At 62.8% G+C, this 25,087-nt stretch carries 14 protein-coding genes and 1 pseudogene; 8 read left to right on the top strand and 7 right to left on the bottom strand.

The annotated features are described in order from the left end of the window. Nucleotides 1–2 precede the first annotated feature (2 nt). Nucleotides 3–2,462, top strand: coding sequence for a TonB-dependent receptor plug domain-containing protein (locus JYG36_RS15530; protein ID WP_213601503.1), 2,460 nt, complete (start codon nucleotides 3–5; stop codon nucleotides 2,460–2,462). A gap of 65 nt (nucleotides 2,463–2,527) precedes the next feature. Here the strand turns inward: JYG36_RS15530 and nfuA are convergent, their stop codons facing one another. The 3 genes from nfuA to JYG36_RS15545 form a co-directional block, all read right to left on the bottom strand. Further along, the gene (gene nfuA / locus JYG36_RS15535; RefSeq protein WP_045198594.1) at nucleotides 2,528–3,112 is read right to left on the bottom strand and encodes a Fe-S biogenesis protein NfuA; all 585 of its coding nucleotides are present in this window, start codon (nucleotides 3,110–3,112) and stop codon (nucleotides 2,528–2,530) included. 69 nt (nucleotides 3,113–3,181) lie between these two features. Then, entirely contained in the window at nucleotides 3,182–4,204 is a 1,023-nt protein-coding gene (locus tag JYG36_RS15540) for an acyltransferase family protein (RefSeq protein ID WP_093383619.1), read from the bottom strand. Between the two features lie 112 nt (nucleotides 4,205–4,316). Then, complete coding sequence (locus JYG36_RS15545; RefSeq protein WP_213601505.1) at nucleotides 4,317–6,617, bottom strand: fatty acid cis/trans isomerase; 2,301 nt, start codon at nucleotides 6,615–6,617, stop codon at nucleotides 4,317–4,319. A gap of 156 nt (nucleotides 6,618–6,773) precedes the next feature. On the opposite strand from JYG36_RS15545, the gene metH reads away from it, so the two are divergent. Together metH and JYG36_RS15555 are read left to right on the top strand one after the other, a co-directional pair. Then, nucleotides 6,774–10,481, top strand: a complete 3,708-nt coding sequence (metH, locus tag JYG36_RS15550; RefSeq protein ID WP_213601507.1) for a methionine synthase — start codon at nucleotides 6,774–6,776, stop codon at nucleotides 10,479–10,481. Nucleotides 10,482–10,600: 119 nt separating this feature from the next. Further along, on the top strand, nucleotides 10,601–10,819 hold the full coding sequence (locus tag JYG36_RS15555; RefSeq protein ID WP_010223692.1) for a DUF2970 domain-containing protein: 219 nt from the start codon (nucleotides 10,601–10,603) through the stop codon (nucleotides 10,817–10,819). A 261-nt stretch (nucleotides 10,820–11,080) separates the two neighbouring features. Here JYG36_RS15555 and JYG36_RS15560 read toward each other — a convergent pair whose 3' ends face one another. Next, the gene (locus JYG36_RS15560) at nucleotides 11,081–12,163 is read right to left on the bottom strand and encodes an ABC transporter substrate-binding protein (protein WP_045198586.1); all 1,083 of its coding nucleotides are present in this window, start codon (nucleotides 12,161–12,163) and stop codon (nucleotides 11,081–11,083) included. A 217-nt stretch (nucleotides 12,164–12,380) separates the two neighbouring features. Between JYG36_RS15560 and JYG36_RS15565 the strand changes: the two genes are divergently transcribed. Together JYG36_RS15565 and JYG36_RS15570 are read left to right on the top strand one after the other, a co-directional pair. After that, entirely contained in the window at nucleotides 12,381–14,033 is a 1,653-nt protein-coding gene (locus JYG36_RS15565; protein ID WP_093383634.1) for a nitrite/sulfite reductase, read from the top strand. Further along, the gene (locus JYG36_RS15570) at nucleotides 14,017–14,511 is read left to right on the top strand and encodes a DUF934 domain-containing protein (protein ID WP_045198582.1); all 495 of its coding nucleotides are present in this window, start codon (nucleotides 14,017–14,019) and stop codon (nucleotides 14,509–14,511) included. Before JYG36_RS15565 ends, JYG36_RS15570 begins: the two co-directional genes overlap by 17 nt. Nucleotides 14,512–15,187: 676 nt before the next feature. On the opposite strand, the pseudogene JYG36_RS26720 reads toward JYG36_RS15570, so the two are convergent. Further along, nucleotides 15,188–16,171: pseudogene (locus JYG36_RS26720) on the bottom strand (dermonecrotic toxin domain-containing protein); the annotation flags it as partial. A gap of 89 nt (nucleotides 16,172–16,260) precedes the next feature. Continuing rightward, the gene (gene sohB, locus JYG36_RS15575) at nucleotides 16,261–17,280 is read right to left on the bottom strand and encodes a protease SohB (protein ID WP_213601508.1); all 1,020 of its coding nucleotides are present in this window, start codon (nucleotides 17,278–17,280) and stop codon (nucleotides 16,261–16,263) included. Nucleotides 17,281–17,476: 196 nt separating this feature from the next. Here sohB and JYG36_RS15580 point away from each other — a divergent pair, with 196 nt between their 5' ends. Continuing rightward, nucleotides 17,477–18,187 (top strand): histidine phosphatase family protein, encoded by a 711-nt coding sequence (locus JYG36_RS15580; protein WP_093383652.1) that lies wholly within the window; start codon nucleotides 17,477–17,479, stop codon nucleotides 18,185–18,187. Nucleotides 18,188–18,243: 56 nt separating this feature from the next. Further along, the gene (locus JYG36_RS15585) at nucleotides 18,244–18,561 is read left to right on the top strand and encodes an SCP2 sterol-binding domain-containing protein (RefSeq protein WP_045198572.1); all 318 of its coding nucleotides are present in this window, start codon (nucleotides 18,244–18,246) and stop codon (nucleotides 18,559–18,561) included. Between the two features lie 54 nt (nucleotides 18,562–18,615). On the opposite strand, the gene JYG36_RS15590 is transcribed toward JYG36_RS15585, so the two are convergent. Next, nucleotides 18,616–23,802 (bottom strand): dermonecrotic toxin domain-containing protein, encoded by a 5,187-nt coding sequence (locus JYG36_RS15590; protein WP_213601510.1) that lies wholly within the window; start codon nucleotides 23,800–23,802, stop codon nucleotides 18,616–18,618. Nucleotides 23,803–24,003: 201 nt separating this feature from the next. Between JYG36_RS15590 and JYG36_RS15595 the strand changes: the two genes are divergently transcribed. Beyond that, nucleotides 24,004–25,071, top strand: coding sequence for a phosphotransferase family protein (locus tag JYG36_RS15595; RefSeq protein WP_213601511.1), 1,068 nt, complete (start codon nucleotides 24,004–24,006; stop codon nucleotides 25,069–25,071). The last annotated feature ends 16 nt before the right edge of the window (nucleotides 25,072–25,087 follow it).

Below are 25,087 nucleotides of genomic sequence, written 5' to 3' on the forward strand. Positions count from 1 at the left end.
CCATGTTCCGACCTACCCCCTTGGCTGGCGCCATCGCGCTGGTCATCGGCGGCTTCGGCGCGCCCGGCGTTTACGCCCAGGCGCCGGGCGCCAGCGACAGCAAGCTCGACACCGTGGTGGTGGTCGGCACCCGCCGCAGTGATGTCACCGCCCTGCAGAGCGCCGCCCCGGTGGATGTGCTCAGCGCCGAGCAGTTGCAGGAAACCGGCGCCCAGGATTTGTCCGGGGCGCTCACCGCGCTGTCGCCTTCGTTCAGCTTCCCGCAGTCGCCGCAAGGCGCCTTTGCCGGCTCCATCGCCCAGGGCGCCTCGTTGCGCGGCCTGGCCTCCGACCAGGTCTTGGTGCTGGTCAACGGCAAGCGCCGCCACAGCAGCGCCAACGTCACCCGCCAGGGCCTGGCCAACGGTCGCGGCGCGGCGGCGGTGGACTTGAGCCTGATCCCGTTGAGCGCCATCTCACGGGTGGAGATCCTGCGTGACGGCGCCGCCGCCCAGTACGGCTCGGATGCCATCGCCGGGGTGATCAACATCGTGCTCAAAGAGAACGACGCCGGTGGCAACCTCGGCAATCGCTTCGGCGGCTACGCCAAGGGCGACGGCCTGCAGCGCAAGCTCAGCGGCTGGAAAGGCCTGGCGCTGCCCAACGATGGCTTTCTCAACCTGAGTTTCGATGCCGGCAGCCAGGACCCGGCCAGCGACACCCGCGCGGACAACCGGATCTTTTACCCAGGCTCGACCAACATCAACAGCGAGCGCGAACAGAACAACCGCTACCGCACCTGGAACTGGGGCTCGGGCAATGTCTCGGACCAGTACAACCTGGTGGCCAACAGCGAGCTGGGCATCGGCGACGGCCTGAGCGCCTACGGCTTTGCCACCTACGCGCACAAGAACACCGACGCCGAAGGCTTCTTCGACCCGCCGACCACCCTGCGCAACAACTACGCCAGCGTGGCCCTGCAGCGCTACCCGGACGGGCGCCTGCCGATCACCCGCTACAACCTCGAAGACTACGCCGTGACGGGTGGCCTGCGTTACGAAGACGAACACCTGGGCAAGTTCGACCTGGCCGCCAACTACGGCAACGACACGCTCAAGTCCACCGATCGCAATGCCATCAACCCCAGCTGGGGCAACGCCAGCCCGGATAAAATCTACACCGGCGAGCGCGAGAACGAGCAGACCAACCTGACCCTGGACTGGGTCCGCGACTTCCCCACCGACCTGCTGGCCAGGCCGCTGACCCTGTCGGCGGGCCTGGCCTGGCGCAAGGAGCACTACAGCCTGAGTGCCGGCGAAGCGGCCGGCTGGCAGAACGGGCCGCTGTTCAACACCCTCGACCCGCTCACTGGCCGGCGCATTCCCGGTTACTACGCTGGCATCACCCAGGTCGATGCCGCCTCGCTTGAGCGCAAGGTGCTCGGTGCCTATGTCGATGTTGAAGGGCAGATCACCGACAAGTTCCAGGCCGGGGTGGCGGTGCGTTCCGAGCACTATTCGGACTTTGGCGACACCACCAACGGCAAGCTGTCGCTGCGCTACGACTTCACCCCGCAGATTGCCGCGCGCGGCAGCATCAGCTCCGGCTACCGCGCGCCGTCGCTGGTGCAGAGCGGCCTTTCGTCGTTCAGTGTGCAGGTAGTCGAGCAGCCTTCGGGCAGCGGCAACTGGGTCGAGGTGCAGCAGCGCACCCTGCGCGCCGACAGCCCGGAAGCGGCCTTGCTGGGTGGCCGGGCGTTGAAGCCGGAGGAGTCCACCAACCTGTCGCTGGGGCTGGTCTGGCGGCCACTGAGCAATGCCTCAGTGACTCTCGACGCTTACCGCATCGATATCGACAACCGCATCACCCTCTCCGACCAGCTGCCGGGCAACGTGGTCGGGCCGATCTTTGCCGGCACGCCCTACGCCAACATCCAGAGCGCGGCGTTCTACACCAACATCGCCGACACCCGCACCGACGGCGTCGAGCTGGCCGGGCAGTACCAGTGGGACTTGCAGCCGTTTGGCCGGCTCAACCTCAACGCAGGCTTTGCCAAGACCCGCACGCGGATCACCGAGCTGCGCGATGTCGGCGGCATCAGCGGCGAGCAGATCGTCGGCCGCGCCACCCAAGGCCTGATCGAACACGGCACGCCGGAAGACAAACTGACCTTGAGCGCCAACTGGCTGTACGAGAACTGGGGCGTGACCCTGACCCAGCGCCGCTATGGCGAGTGGCAGAGCCTGAACAGCAGCAACCCGGACCTGGACCAGACCTTCAGCGCGCAGTGGATCACCGACCTGGACCTGAGCTACAGCTTCGACCAGGGGCTGAAATTATCGGTGGGCGCGATCAACCTGTTCGACAGCCATCCGGACAAGCTTGATGGGCCGCAGTTGTATGGGGTGCCGAAGTATTCGATTACCTCGCCGGAGGGGGCGCAGGGAGCGTTTTACTATGCGAGTGTCAGTTATGACTTTTGAGGCTTGAAAACCATCGCGGGTCAAGCCCGCTCCCACAAGAAGCGTGCTTGACCCGTGATCAGACTTTAGTAGTAAGCGTTTTCTTTCTGACTGTGGTCAGTCACATCACGCACACCCTTGAGCTCGGGAATGCGCTCGAGCAAGGTCCGCTCGATGCCTTCCTTCAAGGTCACGTCGGCCTGGCCGCAGCCCTGGCAACCACCACCGAACTGCAGCACGGCGATGCCGTCCTCGACCACTTCGATCAGGCTGACCTGGCCGCCGTGGCTGGCCAGCCCCGGGTTGATCTCGGTTTGCAGGTAGTAGTTGATGCGCTCGTTGACCGGGCTGTCTTCGTTGACCATCGGCACCTTGGCGTTCGGTGCCTTGATGGTCAGCTGGCCGCCCATGCGGTCGGTAGCGTAGTCGACCACGGCATCCTCAAGAAACGGAATGCTGACCGCGTCAAGGTAGGCAGTGAAGGTCTTCAGACCTACCGCCTCGTCTTCCGGCTTCTCCTCGCCCGGCTTGCAGTAGGCAATGCAGGTTTCAGCGTAGGTGGTGCCCGGTTGGGTAATGAAAATGCGAATGCCAATACCCGGGGTGTTCTGCTTTTCCAGCAGATCGGCCAGGTAATCATGCGCGGCGTCGGTAATAGTTATGGCGCTCATGGAAGTTCCTCACAGACTTGCCGGCAGTTTACGCCAACCTGGCCGCCGAACAAAGTCCTAGTAATTCTGTCAGGAAAGGGTTACCGCCACTGGCGTGCCGCGCCGGGCCTCGAACCAGGCGCTCATACGCCGGTACAAACGCTTTTCCAGCAGCAGATAACTGGCCCACGACAGCCCGGCGATCAACGGTACGCACAGGGCAAATACCGCATACGGGCTGAGGTTCAGGCGCTCGCTTGCAAACCAGCCGGCATACAGCACCAGCACGTGGATCAGGTACACCGAGTACGAGCAATCGCCCAGCGCCTTGAGCAGGCGGTTGCCCTTGAAGTACGGCTCCAGGGCAATGCAGGCGAAAACAATCAACGCGCTCGGCACGCCCCAGTGCAGCAAGCGCATCGAGGCATCCAGGTGATAGATCGCCAGCCCCGCCGCCGCCAGGATCGCCAGCGGCAGCCACAGGCCCTGGGCGATCCAGCCGCGCCGGTAGAGCACGCCGATGCCGATACCGAGCAAAAATTCATAGACGATATTGTTACGGTAGAAGTGATTGAGCAGCCCGGCGCGGGTCAGCACCTCGCTGACCAGCAGCAATGCTAACGCCACCAGCAATAGCCGGTGTTGCTGGCGGACCACGAACACCAGCGAGAACAGCAGGTAGAAGAACATCTCGTAGTTCAGGGTCCAGCCGACATTGAGGGTCGGGTACTGGCCGTAACCGCCGGGGTTCTCAGCCGGAATGAACAGCAACGACAAAAGAAAATGCTCAAGGTCGATGGCCTGGTGCGGCATCCACTGGCTGGCGGCGACCAGCAGCAAGGCCATCAGTGCGGTGTAGAACCAGTAGGCCGGCACGATGCGCAGCGCCCGGTTGAGCAGAAAGCGACGGGCCGGCATGGCCTTGTCGCGGGTCGAGAGGTAGATCACCAGACCGCTGATGACGAAGAACACATCCACGCCCACGGCGCCGCGGTCAGTCAAGAACTGTCCAATCGGGCCACTGGCATGGAAGTCGAAGAAAATCTGCATGAAGTGATGGCAAACCACCACCCAGGCGGCAAGCGCCCTTAAAGCCTGAAGCGAATACAGCATCCGGTTACCTGCGTCTCAAGTCCCACTCAAGCCCCGGCCGGAACCGGGGCCGCATGAGAGCTCGGACCACAGGTTGCCGGGAAAGGTCAGGCGACCTTCCCGGCGGTCATGTTTACAGGTTCTCGTAGCGGTTCATGTCGAGCACCCCCGACTCCACCGCGTCGGTCTCCTTGATGTAGCTGTCGAGGTCATGGAAGTACTGCCAGAACTGCGGATGGCTGCGGCGCACACCCCAGCGCATGACGATGCGCTCGAACCTGGCGGTGTCGTCGCGAGCCGCTTCCAGGTCTTCGACGAACTCCGGCACATCGCTGGCCGGAACGTTGAACATGAAGTTGGGGTAGCTGCTGAGCACGCCCGGCACCAGGGTCAGGGTGTCCAGGCCCGGCTGGTAGCGGTAGGCCTCACCGAGCATGAAGGCGACGTTGCTGTGCGCGCGGTTGCGCAACAGGCTGTAGACCTGGCGCTGGCCGCCCTGCCCTTCGATGCGCAGCATGGTCGCTTCAGGCAACTGATTGATCACCTTAAGGCCCGCCGCCGGGCGCGAGACCAGGCGGCTCAGCGACTGCTCGACATCACGGAACTCCTCGCTCATTTGCGGCCGCGAGCAATAGGCGCCCTGGCAGCGGTTGATCGGGTCGGGCGCGGCGTTGAGGCTGCCGGTGCGCTGGATCAGCTTCAGACCGAAGTCACGCTTGGGGTCGCGCTTGTCGAGTTTCAGTGCGCTCGGGGTGTCGGTGTCGATGTCCTCATAGTCCATCCACATCTTCACCTTGCCGCCGTTCTGGTACCAGTCGCTGAGGATCGCGCCACGGGCATCGGCCGGCATCAGGCGCAGGAAGTTGACCTCAGCGCCATTGCGGATCAGGTCGAAGTACAGCCGCGTCTGCGCCTGGTGCGAGACGTTGCCATAGACATCGAAGTTGACCGCCAGCTGGTAATAGGTGCGTTCGAACAGCGGGTAGTCGAACAGCCAGATGGTTTTTGGCAGGTCACCGATCAGGCCCTTGCTCACCGAGGCGCTGTCAAAGTGACGGAAGATGGTCAGCAGCGCGTTGTCGTTGCCGGCCCAGAGGGTCGACCAGCTCGGCGGCGGCACTTCGGCATAGGCCTCGCGGCGCAGCTTTTCGTACTCGTTGCGCTTGTCGCGGTAGGCATGCCAGAGGGTCAGGATGCTGCCGACGTCGTCGATCTGCCCGGGCATCGCCAGCAGCGGCGTGGCCTGGCCGCGGTACTCGGCATCGGTCAGGTAACGGTCGTGGGCCGGCTCCTGGAACAGCGTCCAGAAATTATCGCGGATCACGTCGGTGGCAATCTGGCCTCGGCACACCGGGCCGCGGATGAAGGTGCGCACGAAGTATTCGGCGTTATCCAGCATGAACTGGTAACGGGCCACCGCCGGGATCGCTTCGAAGGTCTCGAACGGGTTGGCGCGGTGACGCGGGCCGTAGCCAGGCAGCGCATTGGCGTGCCAGTCGCCGCTGTAGAACAGCTGCTTGACGCGCTTGAGCTTCTGCGGGCCCATCGGGTAGGTGATGTGGGTTTTATGCACGATCACGCCCTGCACCGGCATCAGCCGATAATAGAAGTCGGTGCCCGGCGGGTCGTTGGGCCGGCGCGTGGCGATCAGGTCGATCGGCTGGCCGCTTGGGCTGCGCGAACGTACCCACTGGAAGAAATGCCCCTGCTCGCCGCCAACAAAGTGGATGTGGGCAAGGAACAGGTGCTCGTACAGCCAGCGCCCGACCAGCGCTTCGGTCGAACCGGGGCGGTTGAGCAACGCTTCCCAGTCGGCAATTTGCGCGGCCTCCCTGGCGCTCGGCTGGATCGGCTCGTGCTCCACCGGCGCACCGGCCGCCAGCCAGCGCTGCAGGGTCTGGTACTGGGCATCGGTGAGGCCGGTAACTGCCAGCGGCATGCCCTCTTTCGGGTGCGCGCCGGCATAGGCGTCGAACTCACCGGGCAATGGGCACATGTTGTTGCGGTTCAGGCCCAGGACAATCTCCTCGGGCAACTTGGCGTTGGGCGTCAGCGGGGTCTTGTGCCCAAGCTCGAGCATGCGCGCCATCAGCGCGGCCTGGCTGCCCTGGTTGTCGAGCACCGAGTAAAAGCCCTTGCGCTGCCAGCCTTCGGTGCTGGTGGCATCGTAGAACAAGCGCGTCGGCGCGACCGCCTTGCTGCGCTCGCCCTGGTACACCGGCACCTTGGAGGCACCGCGCGAGGCGCCCTCGGCACTGCCCAGGTTGAGCTGGCAGGCCGCGTCGTTGCAGGCGTGGCAGGCCACGCATTTCTCGGTGAAGATCGGTTGGATGTCCCGGGTATACGAAATAGCCGAGCTTGATTGAGGGGCTTGCCCCAACGCCACGCCGCTGATGAACAGAGCGAAAGCGCCGGCAAGAAAGCGATGCACCATGTGCCGAATGTCCTGGGTATTGATAGCTTCACGATTCTACCGGTGCTGGCGGCGTGCCAACATGAATGAAATTCATGTAAATCTTCAACACGTCTAAAAACCGCGCAGCTTTGTTATTATTCCGCAACTTTTGTTTTTGCCCGACCAGGTAGTCCTATGTCTGACCGCAGCGCTCGTTTCCAAGCACTTCAGCAAGCACTCAAAGAGCGCATCCTGATTCTCGATGGCGGCATGGGTACTATGATCCAAAGCTACCGCCTCGAGGAACACGACTATCGTGGCACGCGCTTCGCCGATTGGCCAAGCGATGTCAAAGGCAACAACGACCTGTTGCTGCTGTCGCGCCCCGACGTCATCGCCGCCATCGAGAAGGCCTACCTGGACGCCGGCGCCGACATTCTCGAAACCAACACCTTCAACGCCACGCAGATTTCCCAGGCCGACTACGGCATGGAGTCGCTGGCCTATGAGCTTAACCTCGAAGGCGCACGCATCGCCCGTCAGGTCGCCGACGCCAAGACCCTCGAAACCCCGGACAAACCGCGCTTCGTTGCCGGCGTGCTCGGCCCCACCAGCCGCACCTGCTCGATTTCCCCGGACGTCAACGACCCGGGCTATCGCAACGTCACCTTTGACCTGCTGGTAGAAAACTACCTTGAGGCGACCCGCGGCCTGATCGCTGGCGGCGCCGACCTGATCCTGATCGAGACCATCTTCGACACCCTCAACGCCAAGGCGGCGATCTTCGCCGTGCAGCAGGTGTTCGAGGAAGACCGCGTCCAATTGCCGATCATGATCTCCGGGACCATCACCGACGCTTCCGGCCGTACCCTGTCGGGGCAGACCACCGAAGCGTTCTGGAACTCGGTGCGCCATGCCAACCCGATCTCGGTGGGCCTGAACTGCGCCCTCGGTGCCAAGGACCTGCGCCCCTACCTCGAAGAGCTGTCGAGCAAAGCCGGCACCCATGTCTCGGCGCACCCCAACGCCGGCCTGCCGAACGCCTTCGGTGAGTACGACGAAACCCCGGCCGAAATGGCCGTGGTGGTCGAAGAGTTCGCCGCCAGCGGCTTCTTGAACATCATCGGCGGCTGCTGCGGTACCACCCCGGGGCATATCCAGGCGATTGCCGAGGCGGTCGCCAAGTACCCGCCACGGGCCATTCCCGACATCCCCAAGGCCTGCCGGCTGTCGGGCCTTGAGCCGTTCACCATCGACCGCAACTCGTTGTTCGTCAACGTCGGTGAGCGCACCAACATCACCGGTTCCGCCAAGTTCGCCCGCCTGATCCGCGAAGAGAACTACACCGAAGCGCTGGAAGTCGCCCTGCAGCAGGTCGAGGCCGGCGCCCAGGTGATCGACATCAACATGGACGAAGGGATGCTCGATTCCCAGGCGGCCATGGTCAAGTTCCTCAACCTGATCGCCGGTGAACCGGACATCTCCCGCGTACCGATCATGATCGACTCCTCCAAGTGGGAAGTGATCGAAGCCGGCCTCAAGTGCATCCAGGGCAAGGGCATCGTCAACTCGATCTCGATGAAGGAAGGCGTCGAGGCCTTCAAGCATCACGCCAAGCTGTGCAAGCGCTACGGCGCCGCCGTGGTGGTGATGGCCTTCGACGAGGTCGGCCAGGCCGACACCGCCGCACGCAAGCGCGAGATCTGCCAGCGCAGCTACGACATCCTGGTCAACGAAGTGGGCTTTCCGGCCGAAGACATCATCTTCGACCCGAACATCTTCGCCGTTGCCACCGGCATCGAGGAGCACAACAACTACGCCGTCGACTTCATCGAAGCCTGCGCCTATATCCGCGACCACCTGCCCTACGCCCTGAGCTCGGGCGGTGTTTCCAACGTGTCGTTCTCGTTCCGTGGCAACAACCCGGTGCGCGAGGCGATCCACTCGGTGTTCCTCTACCACGCGATCCAGAACGGCCTGACCATGGGTATCGTCAACGCCGGCCAGCTGGAGATCTACGACGAGATCCCGCCGGCGCTGCGCGAGCGGGTCGAGGACGTGGTGCTCAACCGCACCCCGGAAGGCACCGACGCCCTGCTGGCGATCGCCGACGACTACAAGGGCGGTGGCGCGGTCAAGGAAGTCGAGAACGAGGAATGGCGCTCGCTGCCGGTTGGCAAGCGCCTGGAACATGCGCTGGTCAAGGGCATCACCGCCTTTATCGTGGAAGACACCGAAGAGTGCCGCCAGCAATGCGCGCGCCCGATCGAGGTGATCGAAGGCCCGCTGATGAGCGGCATGAACGTGGTCGGCGACCTGTTTGGCGCCGGCAAGATGTTCCTGCCCCAGGTGGTCAAGTCGGCGCGGGTAATGAAGCAGGCGGTAGCGCACCTGATTCCCTTCATTGAACTGGAAAAAGGCGACAAGCCCGAAGCCAAGGGCAAGATCCTCATGGCCACGGTCAAGGGCGACGTGCACGACATCGGCAAGAACATCGTCGGCGTGGTGCTCGGTTGCAACGGCTATGACATCGTCGACCTCGGCGTCATGGTCCCGGCCGAGAAGATCCTGCAGACCGCCCGCGAGCAAAAATGCGACATCATCGGCCTGTCCGGCTTGATCACCCCGTCGCTGGACGAGATGGTCCATGTTGCCCGCGAAATGCAGCGCCAGGACTTCCACCTGCCGCTGATGATCGGCGGCGCCACCACCTCGAAGGCCCACACGGCGGTGAAGATCGAGCCCAAGTACAGCAACGACGCGGTGATCTACGTCACCGACGCCTCACGCGCGGTGGGTGTCGCCACCCAGTTGCTGTCCAAGGAACTCAAGCCAGGCTTCGTCGAGAAGACCCGCCTGGATTACATCGAGGTGCGCGAGCGCACCGCCAACCGCAGCGCCCGCACCGAGCGCCTGAGCTACGAGCAGTCGATCGCCGCCAAGCCCAAGTATGACTGGGCCGGTTACCAGCCGGTGGTGCCGAGCTTCACCGGCGTCAAGGTACTGGAGAACATCGACCTCAAGGTACTGGCCGAGTACATCGACTGGACGCCGTTCTTCATCTCCTGGGACCTGGCCGGCAAGTACCCGCGCATCCTCACTGACGAAGTGGTCGGCGAAGCCGCGACCGCGCTGTTCAAGGATGCCCAGGAAATGCTCGCCAAGCTGATCGACGAAAAGCTGATCAGCGCCCGCGCGGTGTTCGGTTTCTGGCCGGCCAACCAGGTCAACCATGACGACATCGAAGTCTATGGCGCCGATGGTCAGCCACTGGCGCAGCTGCACCACCTGCGCCAGCAGACCATCAAGCCGGACAACAAGCCGAACTTCTCCCTGGCCGACTTCGTCGCACCCAAAGACACCGGCATCACCGATTACGTCGGCGGTTTCATCACCACCGCCGGCATCGGCGCCGAGGAAGTGGCCAAGGCGTACCAGGACAAGGGCGACGACTACAACTCGATCATGGTCAAGGCCCTCGCCGACCGCCTGGCCGAGGCCTGCGCCGAATGGCTGCATGAACAGGTGCGCAAAGACTACTGGGGTTACGCCAAGGACGAGCACCTGGACAACGAGGCGCTGATCAAGGAGCAGTACTCGGGTATCCGCCCTGCCCCGGGCTACCCGGCCTGCCCGGACCACACCGAGAAGGAAACCCTGTTCCGCCTGCTCGACGGCACCGCCATCGGCGAAACCGGGCCCAGCGGCGTGTTCCTCACCGAGCACTTCGCCATGTTCCCGGCGGCGGCGGTCAGCGGCTGGTATTTCGCCCACCCGCAGGCGCAGTACTTTGCCGTCGGCAAGGTCGACAAGGACCAGGTGCAGAGCTACACCGCGCGCAAAGGCCAGAAGCTGAGCGTGAGCGAGCGCTGGCTGGCGCCTAACCTTGGTTATGACAACTGAAGCTGCAAGCTTCAAGCTACAAGCTGCAAGAAGGCGCATCAGCCTCTTGTAGCTTGAGGCTCATAGCTTGCAGCTTCCGTCTACACTGAGAGGGGATGCCTTTTAACCAGGAGCCCCTCATGGACGAACCCGCCCAAGGCAAACCCCCGACCTTCTGGCAGATGCTGCAAAGCATCCTGGCAGCGGCCTTCGGGGTGCAAAGCGGCAAGAACCGCGCCCGCGACTTCAACCACGGCAAGGCCAGCCACTTCATCGCGCTGGGCACCGTGTTCACCTTGCTGTTCATTCTGGTATTGATCGGGCTGGTGCAACTGGCCATGCACCTGACCGCCCGCTGAAAAGCAGTCCGCCCGCAGATGTCCATTCTGCGGGCGGTTCACTGTTACCCATCGGGTGATGTCACTGGTGGCTGACCCAGTACACGGCGGTCACTACCACGAGGATGATCAGACAGAGTATCGCCCAGGCATCGACACTGCTGTCAGGCTTACCCGCTTTGGTCGAATTTCCCATTGCATCGCCTCTTGTAGTGTTTATGGGAATGCATGTCACCCGTAGCAGTTAAGTTCAGCAATGGCCATTGCTCAAGCAGGGGTATTTCAATATTCGACCGGGGCGTTGAGAAACGGGTAGCGGTAATCCGGCGCATGGCCCTGAGCGCTGAAACGGTTGAAATCCAGGCCGTAGTCGGCTTGATCCTGCAGGTTCAGCCAGCGCCGGGCCCGTTGCGGGTCGATCATCTGCAGCACCGGCACCTGGTAATCGCGCCGGCCATCTCGGTCGATTGGCAGTTTCAGCGCATCATCGTGCAGTAACACCATGGCCCAGCCGCCGAGGGAAAAGTGCCCGCCCATGAGCACGCTCAGGCGCCCGTCGATGCGCGCCTGCAACGCCGCCGGCGAGCTGTTGACGGCGCTCAGCAGCACATCCTTGCCCGGCACGCGCCCAGCTTCCTCCAGCGCCTGCATGGCGCCAAAGGCCATTTCGTCGTTGGCCGACCACACCAGCTCGACCTTCGGGTAGCGCTGTAACAGCTGGCGGGCCTGTTCGTAGGCACGCTCGCGGCCCCAGCCGCCATACACCACCTGGCGCAGGCGCACCTCGGGGTGCTCGGCCAGGGCGCGGCGCATGCCCTGCTCGCGCAACTGCGAGGCCGGGGTGGTCTTGAGCCCGGAAAACGCCAGCAGCTCCAGCGGCCGGGTCACCCCCGGGCGGGCACGCAGGGCAATCAGGGTTTTGAGCATCTGGTAGCCGGCCTGCTCGTCATTGCCCACCAGGGTGGCGAGCAAGGGCGGGTATTTGTCCGGGTGGCTGGCAATCAGCTCGACCTGATTCGGTGTCAGGCCGTTATTGACCAGGAACAGCTTTACCCCGCTGTCGCGGGACAGGCGGATGATCTCCGGGGCAATGTACTGCTCGTTCACCAGCACCAGGTAATCGGGGCGCTGACGGCCTTCGAGCACTTCACGGGCCTGGGTCAGCGCCAGCTCCGGCCGGCGCTCGCTGTACTGGATACGCAACTGCAGGCCCAGATCGTCGGCGGCAGCCTGCATGAAACGCGAATAACTGACCCAGAAAGTCTCGTTGGAATAGCCCGGATTGAGAAACACCACTGAAGCCGCCTGCGCACCGGCCACCAGTGGCAGGCTCAGGCAAAGGCTTTGGCACAAGGCCTTGAGCATGCGTTGACGCTCCCGCTATTCAAACCGTCAATTATAACCGCCCGTAGTGGCACATTGGACAAATGCCAGTCAGTCTCACTTAGTCCAAATGGTTCTTTTCATATGCAAAAACTTCACTTTTGCGCATAAACGCAAACTGCTATCTTTCCTCGGCTCCGCACCGGAGTGCGCGGCCGTGCGCGCGATTAGCTGCAAGCAGCTTGAGAACAGGACCCCTATGTACGTATACGACGAGTACGATCAGCGGATCATCGAGGACCGCGTCAAGCAGTTCCGGGATCAGACCAGCCGCTACCTGGCCGGTGAACTGAGCGAAGAAGAGTTCCGCCCCCTGCGCCTGCAAAATGGCCTCTATATCCAACGTTTTGCCCCGATGTTGCGGGTCGCCGTGCCTTATGGCCAGCTGACCTCGCGCCAGACACGGATGCTGGCGAAGATCGCGCGCGACTACGACAAGGGCTACGCCCACATCAGCACCCGGCAGAACGTGCAGTACAACTGGCCAGCCCTGGAAGACATCCCCGAGATCCTGGCCGAGCTTGCCACCGTGCAGATGCACGCGATCCAGACCAGCGGCAACTGCCTGCGCAACGTCACCACCGACCAGTTCGCCGGTGTCGCTGCCGATGAAGTGATCGACCCGCGCCCCTGGTGCGAGATCGTCCGCCAGTGGACCACCTTCCACCCAGAATTCGCCTACCTGCCGCGCAAGTTCAAGATCGCCATCAACGGCTCGAGCAGCGACCGCGCGGCCATCGAAGTGCACGATATCGGCCTGGAGCCTGTGTACAACGCAGCCGGCGAGCTGGGCTTTCGCGTACTGGTCGGTGGCGGCCTGGGCCGTACCCCGGTGGTCGGCGCCTTCATCAACGAGTTCCTGCCCTGGCAGGACCTGCTCAGTTACCTGGACGCGATCCTGCGGGTGTACAACCGCTACGGCCGTCGCGACAACAAGTACAAGGCGCGGATCAAGATCCTGGTCAAGGCGCTCACCCCTGAAGTGTTCGCCGAAAAGGTCGAGGCCGAAATGGCCCACCTGCGCGGCGGCAGCACCACCCTGACCGAGGCCGAAGTGCACCGCGTGGCCAAGCACTTTGTCGACCCGGACTACAAGGCGCTGGACAACCTCGACTTCAGCGAGCTCGAACAGCAGCACCCAGGCTTTGCCCGCTGGCGCGCGCGCAACGTGCTGGCGCACAAGCGCCCTGGCTACGTCGCCGTGACCCTGTCGCTCAAGCCTACCGGCGTCGCCCCCGGCGACCTCACCGACAAGCAACTGGATAGCGTGGCCGACCTGGCCGAGCGCTACAGCTTCGGCCAGCTGCGCACCTCCCACGAGCAGAACATCATTCTTGCCGACGTCGAACAGAGCCAGTTGCATGCCCTGTGGCTGGAGCTGCGCGAGAACGGCTTGGCCACGCCGAACATCGGCCTGCTGACCGACATCATCTGCTGCCCGGGCGGTGACTTCTGCTCGCTGGCCAACGCCAAGTCGATCCCGATCGCCGAGTCCATCCAGCGTCGTTTCGACGACCTCGACTACCTGTTCGACATCGGCGAACTGGACCTGAACATCTCCGGCTGCATGAACGCCTGTGGTCACCACCACGTCGGCCATATCGGCATCCTCGGGGTGGACAAGAAAGGCGAAGAGTTCTACCAGGTCTCCCTGGGGGGCAGCGCCAGCCGCGACGCCAGCCTGGGCAAGATCCTCGGCCCTTCCTTTGCCCAGGACGACATGCCGGATGTGATCGAGAAGCTGATCGACGTCTACGTTGAAAAACGCACCGAAGACGAGCGCTTCATCGACACCTACCAACGTATTGGCATCGACCCATTCAAGGAACGCGTCTATGCAGCGAATCATTAAGAACAACCAGATCGTCGACGAAACCTGGCACCTGCTGCCCAAGGATTTCAACATCGACGAAGTGACCAACTGCGACGACTACATCGTGCCGCTGCAGCTGTGGCGTGAACACGGCCATATGCTCAAGGCCCGCGACGGCGGCCTGGGCGTCTGGCTGGACGCCGACGAAGAAGCCGAAGAAATCGGCGAAGTGGCCAACCAGTTCCAGGTCATTGCCCTGAACTTCCCGGCCTTCACCGACGGGCGCAACTACTCCAACGCGCGCCTGCTGCGTGACCGCTACAAGTTCACCGGCGAGCTGCGCGCCATTGGCGACGTGCTGCGCGACCAGTTGTTCTACATGAAGCGTTGCGGCTTCGATGCTTTTGCCCTGCGTGCCGACAAGGACCCGGTCGAAGCGCTGAAGAGCCTGCAGGACTTCTCGGTGACCTACCAGGCCGCCACTGACGAACCGCAACCGCTGTTCCGTCGTCGCTGAATGCATTGCCGGGCGACCCGAGTCGCCCGGCGATCAATCTGTCCCGGACGTAGTCGCCCAGTGCAGGCTGCCACAAGCGCAATTGACCATCGGGCAGCCTGACCTTGACCAGGCGATTGATCGCTTCGCTGGCCGCAACCGGCTCGAGGGCCCTGCCGGCAAGGCCCAGCCCGGCGATGAAGGCCACATTGAGGCCGACCGATTTAAAGTGCGTCCAGGCATCGGCCAGCTCGCCAGCCTCCCAGGCATGGGCACCTTCGACCACCTCGCCGATCAGTTGCGCCGCCGCCACGGCGGCCATCACCGCCCCGAGCGAGGGGACAAAAAACGCTGCGGCATTGAGCAGGTTGAAACCGATCGACTCCCAGTAAGCCAGGCGCTCGCGCCAGGCCTGGTCATCGGCGTCGGCACTGGGCACGGCCAGGGCCCGCGCCTCATCCTTGATCTTCTGCAGGTGACGGTCCTGCAGGTAGCCAAACAGTTCCTGGTCGATGAAGGTCTCGCGCACATGCAGGTTGGCGTCCGGGTTCGGCCGCCGCCAGTGCAGGCCATCGCCATCATTGACCAGGTGATACAGCGCCTCCTCCAGCCGTTTCAGTACATGCTGCTGCGATTGGTGGGCAACGTAGCCGCGCAACAGTGACTGGTACGCGGGTTTGCGCAGCAGGGCCTTCAGGTCGTCGCTGGCAGCCTTGACCGAGGGGTACTCCTTGAGCGCCGCGCCCGGCGCCCCGGGCAGGTAGAGGATGACCGGCTCGACGCGATTGTCGTTGCGTTCAGGCCCGATCACCAGCACATCGGACAGCGGCGCTTCGAACATGCTCAGTTGGCTGCAACGCACGGGCTTGCCATTCCAGCGCGGCGCCCGTACGCCACTCAACAGATCGAGCAAGGCCTGACGTCCCCGCTCGCTGATCTGTTTTTTCATGAAGGCGACCTGCAGGTTCACCCTTAACTGATCCTTGTACAGCTCGATTGCCAGGCTACGACGCAGGGCGCTGCTGGCCGGTGTCTCGAACACTTCGCTCAGGTGCCGCTGGTATTGCCCGCCCAGGTCCAGGTCATGGCATACGCGGGCAAACGCCTGGGGTTCGATATCGAGCTTTTGCCTGTAGCGATAGCGAAAACGCGGGTAGCCCTGCTCGGTCCCCGGTATCAGTTCAAGAAAGAAAGCGTCCTTGGGCGCCAGCGCAGTGCCGGCTTCAAACTCGCTGTCGGCGGCAAAGTTCTGCAATGCCGCCTGCATCAGGCTCTGGCGGCGCGGGACAGTCCTGAGCATTGACCCCAGCAGCACCGATTCACGCTCGATGCGCACGAACTCATCGAAGTCGACATCAGGCTCGGCCCCAAGGTCAGCGTTGAGCCGGGCCCTGAGCAAGGGCTCGCAAAATGCGCCGATGCCTTTGAGGTCTTTCAGCTCACGGGCCAGGCGCTGGCCTGAGCGGCGGCTGCGCTGCTGGTAATCGACCAGTAGCGTTTGTTCCGCTGCGCTGGCAGTCGCAAACCAGTCTTGCTGCTCGCGGCCATGCTGCTGCGCCAGCAACTGCCCGCCCATGCGCTCGAAGTCTTCGGGCCGGGCATGGCGAAGCCAGGCCGGCAGGCGTTGCGAAATGAACGGGCCATGCAGGCCGGGAACGGATAGTGAAGAGGGGGTGGTCATGGCAAGTCTCCTGTTGGCTTGAATGCCTAGGAGACCTGCCGCAAGCACCGCCAGGGTGCTAATTAATGCTTGGGCGTAGGGCTAGCCGGTTACCACAGCCGGCCACTGAGACGGCTCCAGAGCTTGACCGCCAGGTGTTCGAGCGAACCGCTGGCTGCCAGGCCCACACGTTCCTGCAGGCTTTTGCGCTCGGCAAAGTGCAGATGATACAGGTTGGCCTCGCGGGCGCGCTGGCTCAGGTACTCGTCGCTGGTCATCAACTGGTCGACCAGTTGCTTGTTCAGCGCGGCAATGCCGAGCCAGACCTCACCGGTGGCAACATCATCGATGTGCAACTGCGGGCGGTAGCGCGAGACGAAGTCCTTGAACAACTGGTGGGTGATGTCCAGGTCTTCCTGGAACTTCTCCCGGCCTTTTTCGGTATTCTCGCCGAACACGGTCACGGTGCGTTTGTATTCACCGGCGGTGAACACTTCGAAGTCGACGTCGTGTTTTTTCAGCAGGCGGTTGACGTTGGGCAACTGCGCCACCACGCCGATCGAACCAAGGATGGCAAAGGGTGCGCTGACGATCTTGTCGCCGATGCAGGCCATCATGTAGCCACCGCTGGCGGCGACCTTGTCGATGCACACGGTCAATGGCACGCCAGCCTGGCGAATACGCGCCAGTTGCGAGGCCGCCAGGCCATAGCTATGGACCATCCCACCGCCGCTTTCAAGGCGCAGCACCACCTCGTCCTGGGCCGTGGCCAGGCTCAGCACCGCGCTGATTTCATGGCGCAGGCTCTCGGTGGCCGAGGCCTTGATGTCGCCGTCGAAGTCGAGGACGAACACCCGGCTTTTTTCTTCGGGCTTTTTCTTCAGTTGTTTTTCGGCCTTGGCCTGCTGCTTGCGCAGGGCTTTTAGCTGGGCCTTGTCCAGCAGGCTGCTTTCCAGGCGCTCGCGCAAGTCTTTATAGAACTCGTTGAGCTTATTGACCTGCAACTGGCCGCCGCCCTTGCGCCGGCCCTTGCCGCGCAGACCGGCAATCGCCGAGAGGACAATCAGAATCGCGATCACCAGGGTCGCGGTCTTGGCGAGAAAGCTTGCGTACTCTGCAAGAAACTCCACAGTAACTCCTTAACATGCCTGCGCCCGTGCGGCGCGAACCGATAGTCAAGCATACCGAGGCCGCCCTGCCCCTGCCAGCGCAGGAAATCTTCGGCAATGCAGTTCAAACGCTCTTTTCAAACGCTTGTATGTTTTTTCGTTGACAGCCTGACAGCGGCAACCTAACCTCGGCTCATCCTTAGCGCAGGCGGACGACGTGGGCAGTATCTACCTGATTCGACATGGCCAGGCTTCATTTGGTGCAGACGACTACGACGTCCTCTCGCCCGTGGGCATGCGCCAGAGCGAGGCCCTGGGCGAGCACCTGGCGCAACTGGGCTTGCGCCTGGACCGCTGCCTGGCCGGCGACCTGCGCCGCCAGCAGGACACCGCGCGACTGGCCTTGGCAGTGATGCACAACGCCGGTTGCGAAGTGCCCACGCTGGAAACCGACAACGCCTTCAACGAATTCGATGCCGACGGCGTGATCCGCGGCCTGCTGCCCGGCCTGTTGCCGGACGAGCCGGAAGCCTTGCACGTGCTGCGCAACGGCACCCAGAACCGCAGCGAGTTCCAGCGCCTGTTCGCCTTGCTGGTGCAGCGCTGGCACGGCGGCGAACATGCCTGCGAAGGCGCCGAGAGCTGGCAGGGCTTTGTCCAGCGGGTCGATGGCGGCCTGCAGCGGGTGCTGCAACAGGCCGGCAACGGCGACAACATTGCCATTTTCACCTCGGGCGGCACCATTGCCGCCCTGCTCCACCTGGTAACCCGTATCACTGCCGGCCAGGCTTTCGAGCTGAACTGGCAGATCATCAACACCTCGCTCAGCCAACTGAAGTTTCGCGGCCGCGAGGTGGCCCTGGCTTCCTTCAACAGTCAGGCCCATGTGCAGCTGTTGAAGGCGCCGGAGCTCATCACCTACCGATGAACCCCGGCTCGTTGTGACCTCACCCGTCACGCAAATCACTTAATAAGGAACACACCATGAGCGATGTAGCAAAAGCCGTCGAAGCGATGAAAGCCAAGTTCAACCCAGCCGCCGCCGCTGGCCTGGACCTGGTATTCGGTTTCAACATCACTGACGAAGACAAGCACTACGCCCTCATCGTCAAGGATGGCACCTGCGAAATCCAGGAAGGCGAAAACGCCGACGCCAACTGCACCCTGGTGCTGGACAGCGACACCCTCAAGGGTATCGTCAGCGGCGAAACCGACGGCATGCAGGCCTTCATGGGCGGCAAGCTGCGCGTTGAAGGCGACATGATGCTGTCGATGAAACTGAGCGAGCTGTTCCCGGCCTGATCGGCTGGCAGCGATAAAAAAACCGAAGCCCAGGCTTCGGTTTTTTTTGCTGGCTCAACCAGCATCACGTCCAATTTCTTCTTTTGTCAGCACCCCTGGAAGCTCGTTTTCCCTCACTTCCCGGGCATCCTGCAGTTTCCTGTAGGCCTGAATCCATGTGGCTTCATCGTACGCTAGCTGCGCCAGCTCGCTTGGTGCCAGCGCAAATGCCGAGGCCAGCTGTTCAGCCGTCTCCCCCGCTACCACAGGAAGCGGCGTCGTCAGGTCTGCTTGCGTTCCTCGTAGCCGTTGCAAGTCTTCCATGAAACCGGTCGCAGGATCGAAGATGCCGGCCAGTTGAGCCTGTAGCGCCTCGTAGCGCGCGCGATACCTACGCTTGAGGTAATCCTGCCAATAGATTTCCTGGGTCATCCATTCAGGCAGCAGAGCCGCCTGATCCTGGCGGATGATACGCGCAGCCTCAGCCAGCATATCGCTGGTGACCCAGAACACCGTATGGCCATGGATCATTTCTGTCGGTTGATGACGCAAGCCCAAGCGTTCAGCCAGATGAATCCGGTAATACAGCTCCACTTCGATCGCATCGATAAAGTGCACGAACTGCGGATCGGCCTGCCAGCCGCGGATCTGCTCCGCCACATAGGTGCGCAGGCGTTGCAGGCGCCAGCGGCTGATGCCCAGGGCCAGCAACTGTCGACTTGCCTGGCCACCCTGGCCGAGTGCCTGATCGGCCTCTCGCAGCCCCTGCAGGTCACTGAATACCACGATATCGCGGTCCTCGCAGGTATCGGCGTCAACTGCCTGGGCGAACAGTTGCCTGCCCAGTTGTTCAGGGTCCGCGGCGGCCGCCTCGATCAGTTGCACAGCCTGAGGCTCGGTTACTTGCCCGTTGGTCAGCAACCGGGCCAGCAAACGCCTGAACGAGCGTGACTCAGGCAAGCGAAACAGCTCCAGCGCGGTGTGCTCCTGCTCTTGCGTCAGTTGCTGATAGGCGCTCAGGTCGGTGTCCCCTCCGTCATCCAGCACCTCCTCGATACGCACGTCCGCCCCGGGCTCGGCCTGAACCGCCATGCGCTCACGAATCAAGCGGGTAGTCAGCGCCTCGCTCATGCCCTCGTAGCCAAACAACAGCCGCGGCATTCGTCCGGCGCCAGCAGGCACTTCGATAATGGCATTGCCTTCGAGGCGAACGTCAAAGTTCGCGGTGGTCTCAAGCCCCAGCGGCCAGCCAGTGATGTGCGCGTCCGGCAACGCCAAGAGGCGCAGCTGCGGCATCTGGCGGATGTCCGGAGTGCGCATCAACGGGTTATGGCCCATGGACAACTCACGCAAGTTGGTTATGCCCGCCAGCTCACTGACATCGGCTTCGCTCAGGGTGATGTTGTTGCGCGTCAGGTACAGCCGGCGCAGGTTCGGCATCCCGGCCAATTCGGCAAACGCGCCTGGACCGAAGCTGGCTTGGTTCTCCATTAGCGACAAGAAACGCAAGCTGGATAACTGCCGTAAAGGCGCCAGTTGTTCGGCCGTCACAGTGACCGACGATGGCGACACGCCCCGAAGATCCAGCGACCACAAGCGCCGAAGCCCGCTCAAGCGCGCCAGGTGGGCCAACCCTGTTCGGCTATAGGTGAGATCCAGCACCCGCAACTCACTCAGTTGGGCAATGTTCTGCGGGATTTGCGTGATCGGCGTGTGACGTACGCTCAAGCGGCGCAGGTTGGGGAAGGCGCGCAAGAATTCTGCCGGCAATTCGCTGATGGCCGTCATGCTGCTCAACTCCAGCTCGAGAATCTGGTCGATGGCGCTCGCAAGAGGCGGCAGCCCATCCACCCCAGGGGAGTCGAGTGTCAGTAGGTAGCCAGGCGCCCCATCCAGTTGATACTCGCTGACCTCAAGTGGCGCCCTGCTGCGAAGTTGCCAGACATCCAGCAACTGCATCGCCAGTTGCCGACGCCGTTCGCGGGCCGTGGCTGTAGCGCCCTGTTCCACCCACGACGACAAGCCTTGGCGTTCGGCCTCCAGCTCCTGTTCCAGATCGCCGACTAAATTTTCCAGGTTTTCACCCTGCAAAACCGCATTACGGACAATATCGCGCAACTCTTCATCGGACTTGTCGGGAAACAGGCTGCGCAGACGCTGCTCATACGTGCGCGGCAACAAGCGCCCGATCGTACCACCCAAGGGATAGCCACGGCGCCCGGCCCCGACCGGCAGGGGCGGCCTGAAACGCCCCTGCTCCACTGCCATGCCCAACGCCAGCCGCGCCTTGGCAGGCTGACGCGCCGCCTGCACCAGCAGGGCGCGGCGCAGTGCAGTGCTGTCACCGATATTCAAGCCAAGCGCCACGCGCTCGCTGTCGGGCAAAGCCTGCAGCAGGCTGGTGAAGAAGCCGTGATCCGCTGTCTCAAGCCCGCTCAACTCGGCGTCATTTTCGTCGAAAGCGCGCCAGCCCCGGGCGCTTTTAACCAGGGTTTTTCGCGACGTCGCGCCCGCGCTGCCAATGCTGTCGAGCTCAGTGCCGGACACACTGTCGCGGCGCACACTTAAATGAACCGAGTCGCTCCAGCCGGACAATTCTGGCAACAAATGCAGCGCTAAACGGTAGCTGTCGTCATTGGCCAGGTAGCTGATTTCGAGGCCTTCGCAAGCGCGTGACAGGCGTACCTGGCGCGACGCCTCGCGGGCCCGTTTGGCTAGGGTCAGCGGCACACGCTGCGAAGCCTGCCAACGGCTGCGCTCAACTTCGCTGGCAGACTTGGCGAGGGCTTCGGCGAGCGGCCGCGACAGCCCCTGGAAGTCCCGTTGCAGCGCCATTTGTAGAGAGTCGAGAGGTTCGCTCGAGTCCTGGTACAGGCTGTCGAAGATCCGCGACCTTGATGCCTGCATCTGCTCAGCCAGTTGCTGGCCGATCTCGGTTTCAAGGTCACGGGCCAGGTGATCATTGCCAAACCAGCGGCTGCGTTCGGCCACGCTCAAACCTTCTAGCACCCTGCGAATCAGGCGTCCTGCGGCCAGGTCACTGCGCGAGAGCTTGATGGCGGCCACCTCAGGCTGCGCACGGCCATACACCATCGGATGCCCCCACAGTTCGGCACTGTCATACAGCTCGACGGCTTTGCCTTGCGGCCAGCGCGGTAACTCCGACAGCAGCGATACTGTATAGTTGAAGCCTGATTGCACCCCCTCCCCGGCCCTGACATTGTCGATCTGTGCCGCGATCAGGCGATCGATTTCAAACCGCCGCTTGACGTCGAGCAAGGCTGCCGGGGCGGGTTGGTCGTCACTGTAGACCGCGCGCAGCTCAGCATCGCTGACGCCGCTGATGTCGGCCATGCGCTCAAGCGCCGCGTCTGCCCAACCTTCGAAGGCGTGCCCGAGCCTGCGCACCAGGGTCGGGCGTGGCCAACTGTCGACGCGCTCCAGCGCATGATGCCAGGCACCCTCACCGTTATGCTCAAGTACAGGCCGGTAAGCCTGAGGGTCGTCGGGGTGCTCGATACGCCATTTGCCCAGGCGCGAATCCTGGGTGATTTCCAATGGCTTGCCCTCGATGCGGATGTAGCGTTTGCCAGCGACCCGGTAAATGCCTTGCGCATCGGCAAAGTGCCCCTCCAACAGTGCTGCGCTTTGCTGGTAAGGGGCAAGATCCGGTCGCCACAGGCGGACCTCCCCCCCCGGTAGCTCGACCACTTCCAGCGCATCAATCGCCAGCGGCTGGCTCAACGCTGCGCCCGCGGCTCCCGCGGCCACACCCAGCCCGGCAGTGATAGCCAGGTTGATACCGAAGGACTGCAAGTAGCTGATAGCCTGCTGCTGGTCATTGGCCTCCCAGGCTTGCAGGCCGTTAAACAGGTCGCCCAGCAGCTGCGCACCGAGGGCCACCATCATCACCTCGCCCAGACCCGGCACGAAGAACGCGGCTACGTTGAGCATGCTAAAGCCCAAGCCCAGGTAATGGTTCAACTCCTGCAACCAGGCTTCGCGATCGACATCAGCGGTCGGCACCGCCAGGGTCTTGGCGTCGTCCCAGGTCCTGGCCAACATCGCGCTGTGCAGGTAGTCAAAGCACTCGCCGCGTATTTCCTGAAGCCTGGGTGGTTGCGCGTGCCAGTTAGCGCTTTGCTTGAACTGAGCGAACACGCGCGATTGCCCGCGGCGCCCGACGAAGCGACTGAAAAAGCCCTGGAACTGCGGGTCTTGCAGGCGCGCCTTGAGGCTGCGGTAAAAATCAGCGTAAGAGTCGTATTCCTGCACAGGCTTGGCATCGCCCGGCATTATCACCACGACCGGCACCGGCAGCGCCTGGCCGGCAGGATCGGGGCCAAGCAATAGAAAACCGCCGCCCAGGGTGCTACCGAAGAGGTTGAGCAGGTAGCAACGCGAACCGTCGAACGCGCTGTTGCCACGTTCATACACCTTGTCGACCCTCAGGGTCTGTGTCGCCGGGGCGCTTGCCGACTGCCTGAGCATCTGCTTGAGCATGCGGTAGGCCGGCTCGCTGATGTGGCCGGCGATACGCGCCGCGTGCACATTGCTTTCGCAGCGGTCCCTGGCTGCCGATACCAGCGTGCGGCGCACGGCGTCGCGACTGTGGGCGGCATCGAGAATCGACTTGAGATGGTCCTGGTACTGTTGGCCGATATCCAGCTCCCGGCACAGCTTTGCAAACTGCTGGGGGCTGATGCGCAGCTTGCTGGCGTAACGGATGGATTGATGGGCACGCCGCTCAGGGTCCACTGTCGAGGGGAAAGGTTGCAATGCACCGACCGCCGTCACCGCACTGTAGGCATCGGTGCGAAAGTTCTCTGCGTCGTTTGCAGTAAAATTCTGCAAGGCCGCCTGCAATAACGGCTGGCGTGATATCAACACCGAGGCCAGGCGATCTTCGCGCAACGAAGCATCATCGCGCATGTGCACCAGCTCATTGGCCGTTACGCTGATATCCAGCGCCAAGCGCTTGTTTATTTCAGCGCGCAACAGCGGCTCGGCAAACTCGCTGATACCCTTGATTTGCCTCAAAAGCCGGGCGGCCGCAGCGCTGGAAGCCTGGGTACGCCGCAGGCTGTCGTGCAATGCCTGGCGCAGTTGTGCGTCGGTATCTGCGGCAATCTGCGCGGCAGGCAGTTGACGTTGATGCAGCTCTTTGATGGCATGGGTGCTGGCATGGCTCAGCCAGGTGGGGATCTGCTGGTTGAAATAGCGCTCGTGGCTCTTGAAAGGCGTCAGGGTGTCGGTGGTCATTGTCGCTGCCTTATGGATGGCGGAAGGCAGCAGTCAATCAAAGGCACGCAGGGCGCGGGGTGTAGTTATATATGCTCAGCCGATCAAACCTGCTGATTGTGCTGCAACACGCTCACCTATAACGCCCGGGTGTGCTTGTGAGCGTGCGCGGCAGGAATTAGATTGGCCAATAATCTCTGGCTTTGAACATAAGGGAAACGAATGACGCTCACCGACCAGTCCACCCAGGTCCGCCCCGGCGAAGAACTTGATGCCGCAGTGATCGACCCTTATCTGAAAGCGCATATCCCGGGCCTGGCCGGTGCGCCGACCATCAGCCAGTTCCCCGGCGGCGCCTCGAACCTGACCTACCTGGTGCAATACCCCGGGCGCGAGTTTGTGTTGCGCCGCCCGCCTTTTGGCCACAAGGCCAAGACCGCCCATGACATGGGCCGCGAGTTTCGCATCCTCAACCAGCTCAACAGCGGCTTCCCCTACTGCCCCAAAGCCTACGTGCATTGCACCGACGAGTCGCTGATCGGTGGCGAGTTTTATGTCATGGACCGGGTCAAGGGCATCATCTTGCGCTCGGACCTGCCGCCGGAGCTGGGCCTGGATGCCCAACGCACCGAGGCCCTGTGCAAGAGCTTCATCGAGCGGATGGTCGAGCTGCACCAGGTCGACTACAACGCCTGCGGCCTGGGCGACCTGGGCAAGCCCGAAGGCTACGTGCAACGCCAGATCGAGGGCTGGGCCAGCCGCTACGAAAAAGCCCTGACCGCCGATGCGCCACGCTGGGAAAAGGTCATCGCCTGGCTGCGCGAGAAAATGCCGGCCGATCACCCCAAGCCTGCCATCGTGCACAACGACTACCGCTTCGACAACGTCATCCTCGATGCCGACAACCCCATGCGCATCATCGGCGTGCTCGACTGGGAAATGACCACCCTGGGCGATCCGCTGATGGACCTGGGCAACACCCTGGCCTACTGGATTCAAGCCGACGACCCGGCACCGGTGCAACTGATGCGCCGCCAGCCAAGCAACGCCCCGGGCATGCTGAGCCGCCAGCAGTTTGTCGACTACTACGGCGAACGCGCCGGGCTCAAAATCGACAACTACGACTTCTACTACACCTACGGCCTGTTCCGCCTGGCCGGCATCGTCCAGCAGATCTACTACCGGTTCTTCCACGGCCAGACCCAGGACAAGCGCTTCGCCCAGTTCATTCACATGAACACGCTGCTGGAGCACATGAGCCTGCAGGTCATCGGCAAGTCCCCACTCTGACGACTCCAACAAGGAA

The organism is Pseudomonas sp. SORT22 (genome assembly GCF_018417635.1).
GTDB lineage: Bacteria > Pseudomonadota > Gammaproteobacteria > Pseudomonadales > Pseudomonadaceae > Aquipseudomonas.

What these genes read in the sequence shown, in the direction of transcription:
- JYG36_RS15545 (WP_213601505.1), bottom strand. Translation starts at nt 6,617, where the DNA reads ATGGTGCATCGCTTTCTTGCCGGCGCTTTCGCTCTGTTCATCAGCGGC.
- nfuA (WP_045198594.1), bottom strand. Translation starts at nt 3,112, where the DNA reads ATGAGCGCCATAACTATTACCGACGCCGCGCATGATTACCTGGCCGAT.
- metH (WP_213601507.1), top strand. Translation starts at nt 6,774, where the DNA reads ATGTCTGACCGCAGCGCTCGTTTCCAAGCACTTCAGCAAGCACTCAAA.
- JYG36_RS15585 (WP_045198572.1), top strand. Translation starts at nt 18,244, where the DNA reads ATGAGCGATGTAGCAAAAGCCGTCGAAGCGATGAAAGCCAAGTTCAAC.
- JYG36_RS15570 (WP_045198582.1), top strand. Translation starts at nt 14,017, where the DNA reads ATGCAGCGAATCATTAAGAACAACCAGATCGTCGACGAAACCTGGCAC.
- JYG36_RS15590 (WP_213601510.1), bottom strand. Translation starts at nt 23,802, where the DNA reads ATGACCACCGACACCCTGACGCCTTTCAAGAGCCACGAGCGCTATTTC.
- JYG36_RS15540 (WP_093383619.1), bottom strand. Translation starts at nt 4,204, where the DNA reads ATGCTGTATTCGCTTCAGGCTTTAAGGGCGCTTGCCGCCTGGGTGGTG.
- JYG36_RS15595 (WP_213601511.1), top strand. Translation starts at nt 24,004, where the DNA reads ATGACGCTCACCGACCAGTCCACCCAGGTCCGCCCCGGCGAAGAACTT.
- JYG36_RS15565 (WP_093383634.1), top strand. Translation starts at nt 12,381, where the DNA reads ATGTACGTATACGACGAGTACGATCAGCGGATCATCGAGGACCGCGTC.
- JYG36_RS15560 (WP_045198586.1), bottom strand. Translation starts at nt 12,163, where the DNA reads ATGCTCAAGGCCTTGTGCCAAAGCCTTTGCCTGAGCCTGCCACTGGTG.
- JYG36_RS15555 (WP_010223692.1), top strand. Translation starts at nt 10,601, where the DNA reads ATGGACGAACCCGCCCAAGGCAAACCCCCGACCTTCTGGCAGATGCTG.
- JYG36_RS15530 (WP_213601503.1), top strand. Translation starts at nt 3, where the DNA reads ATGTTCCGACCTACCCCCTTGGCTGGCGCCATCGCGCTGGTCATCGGC.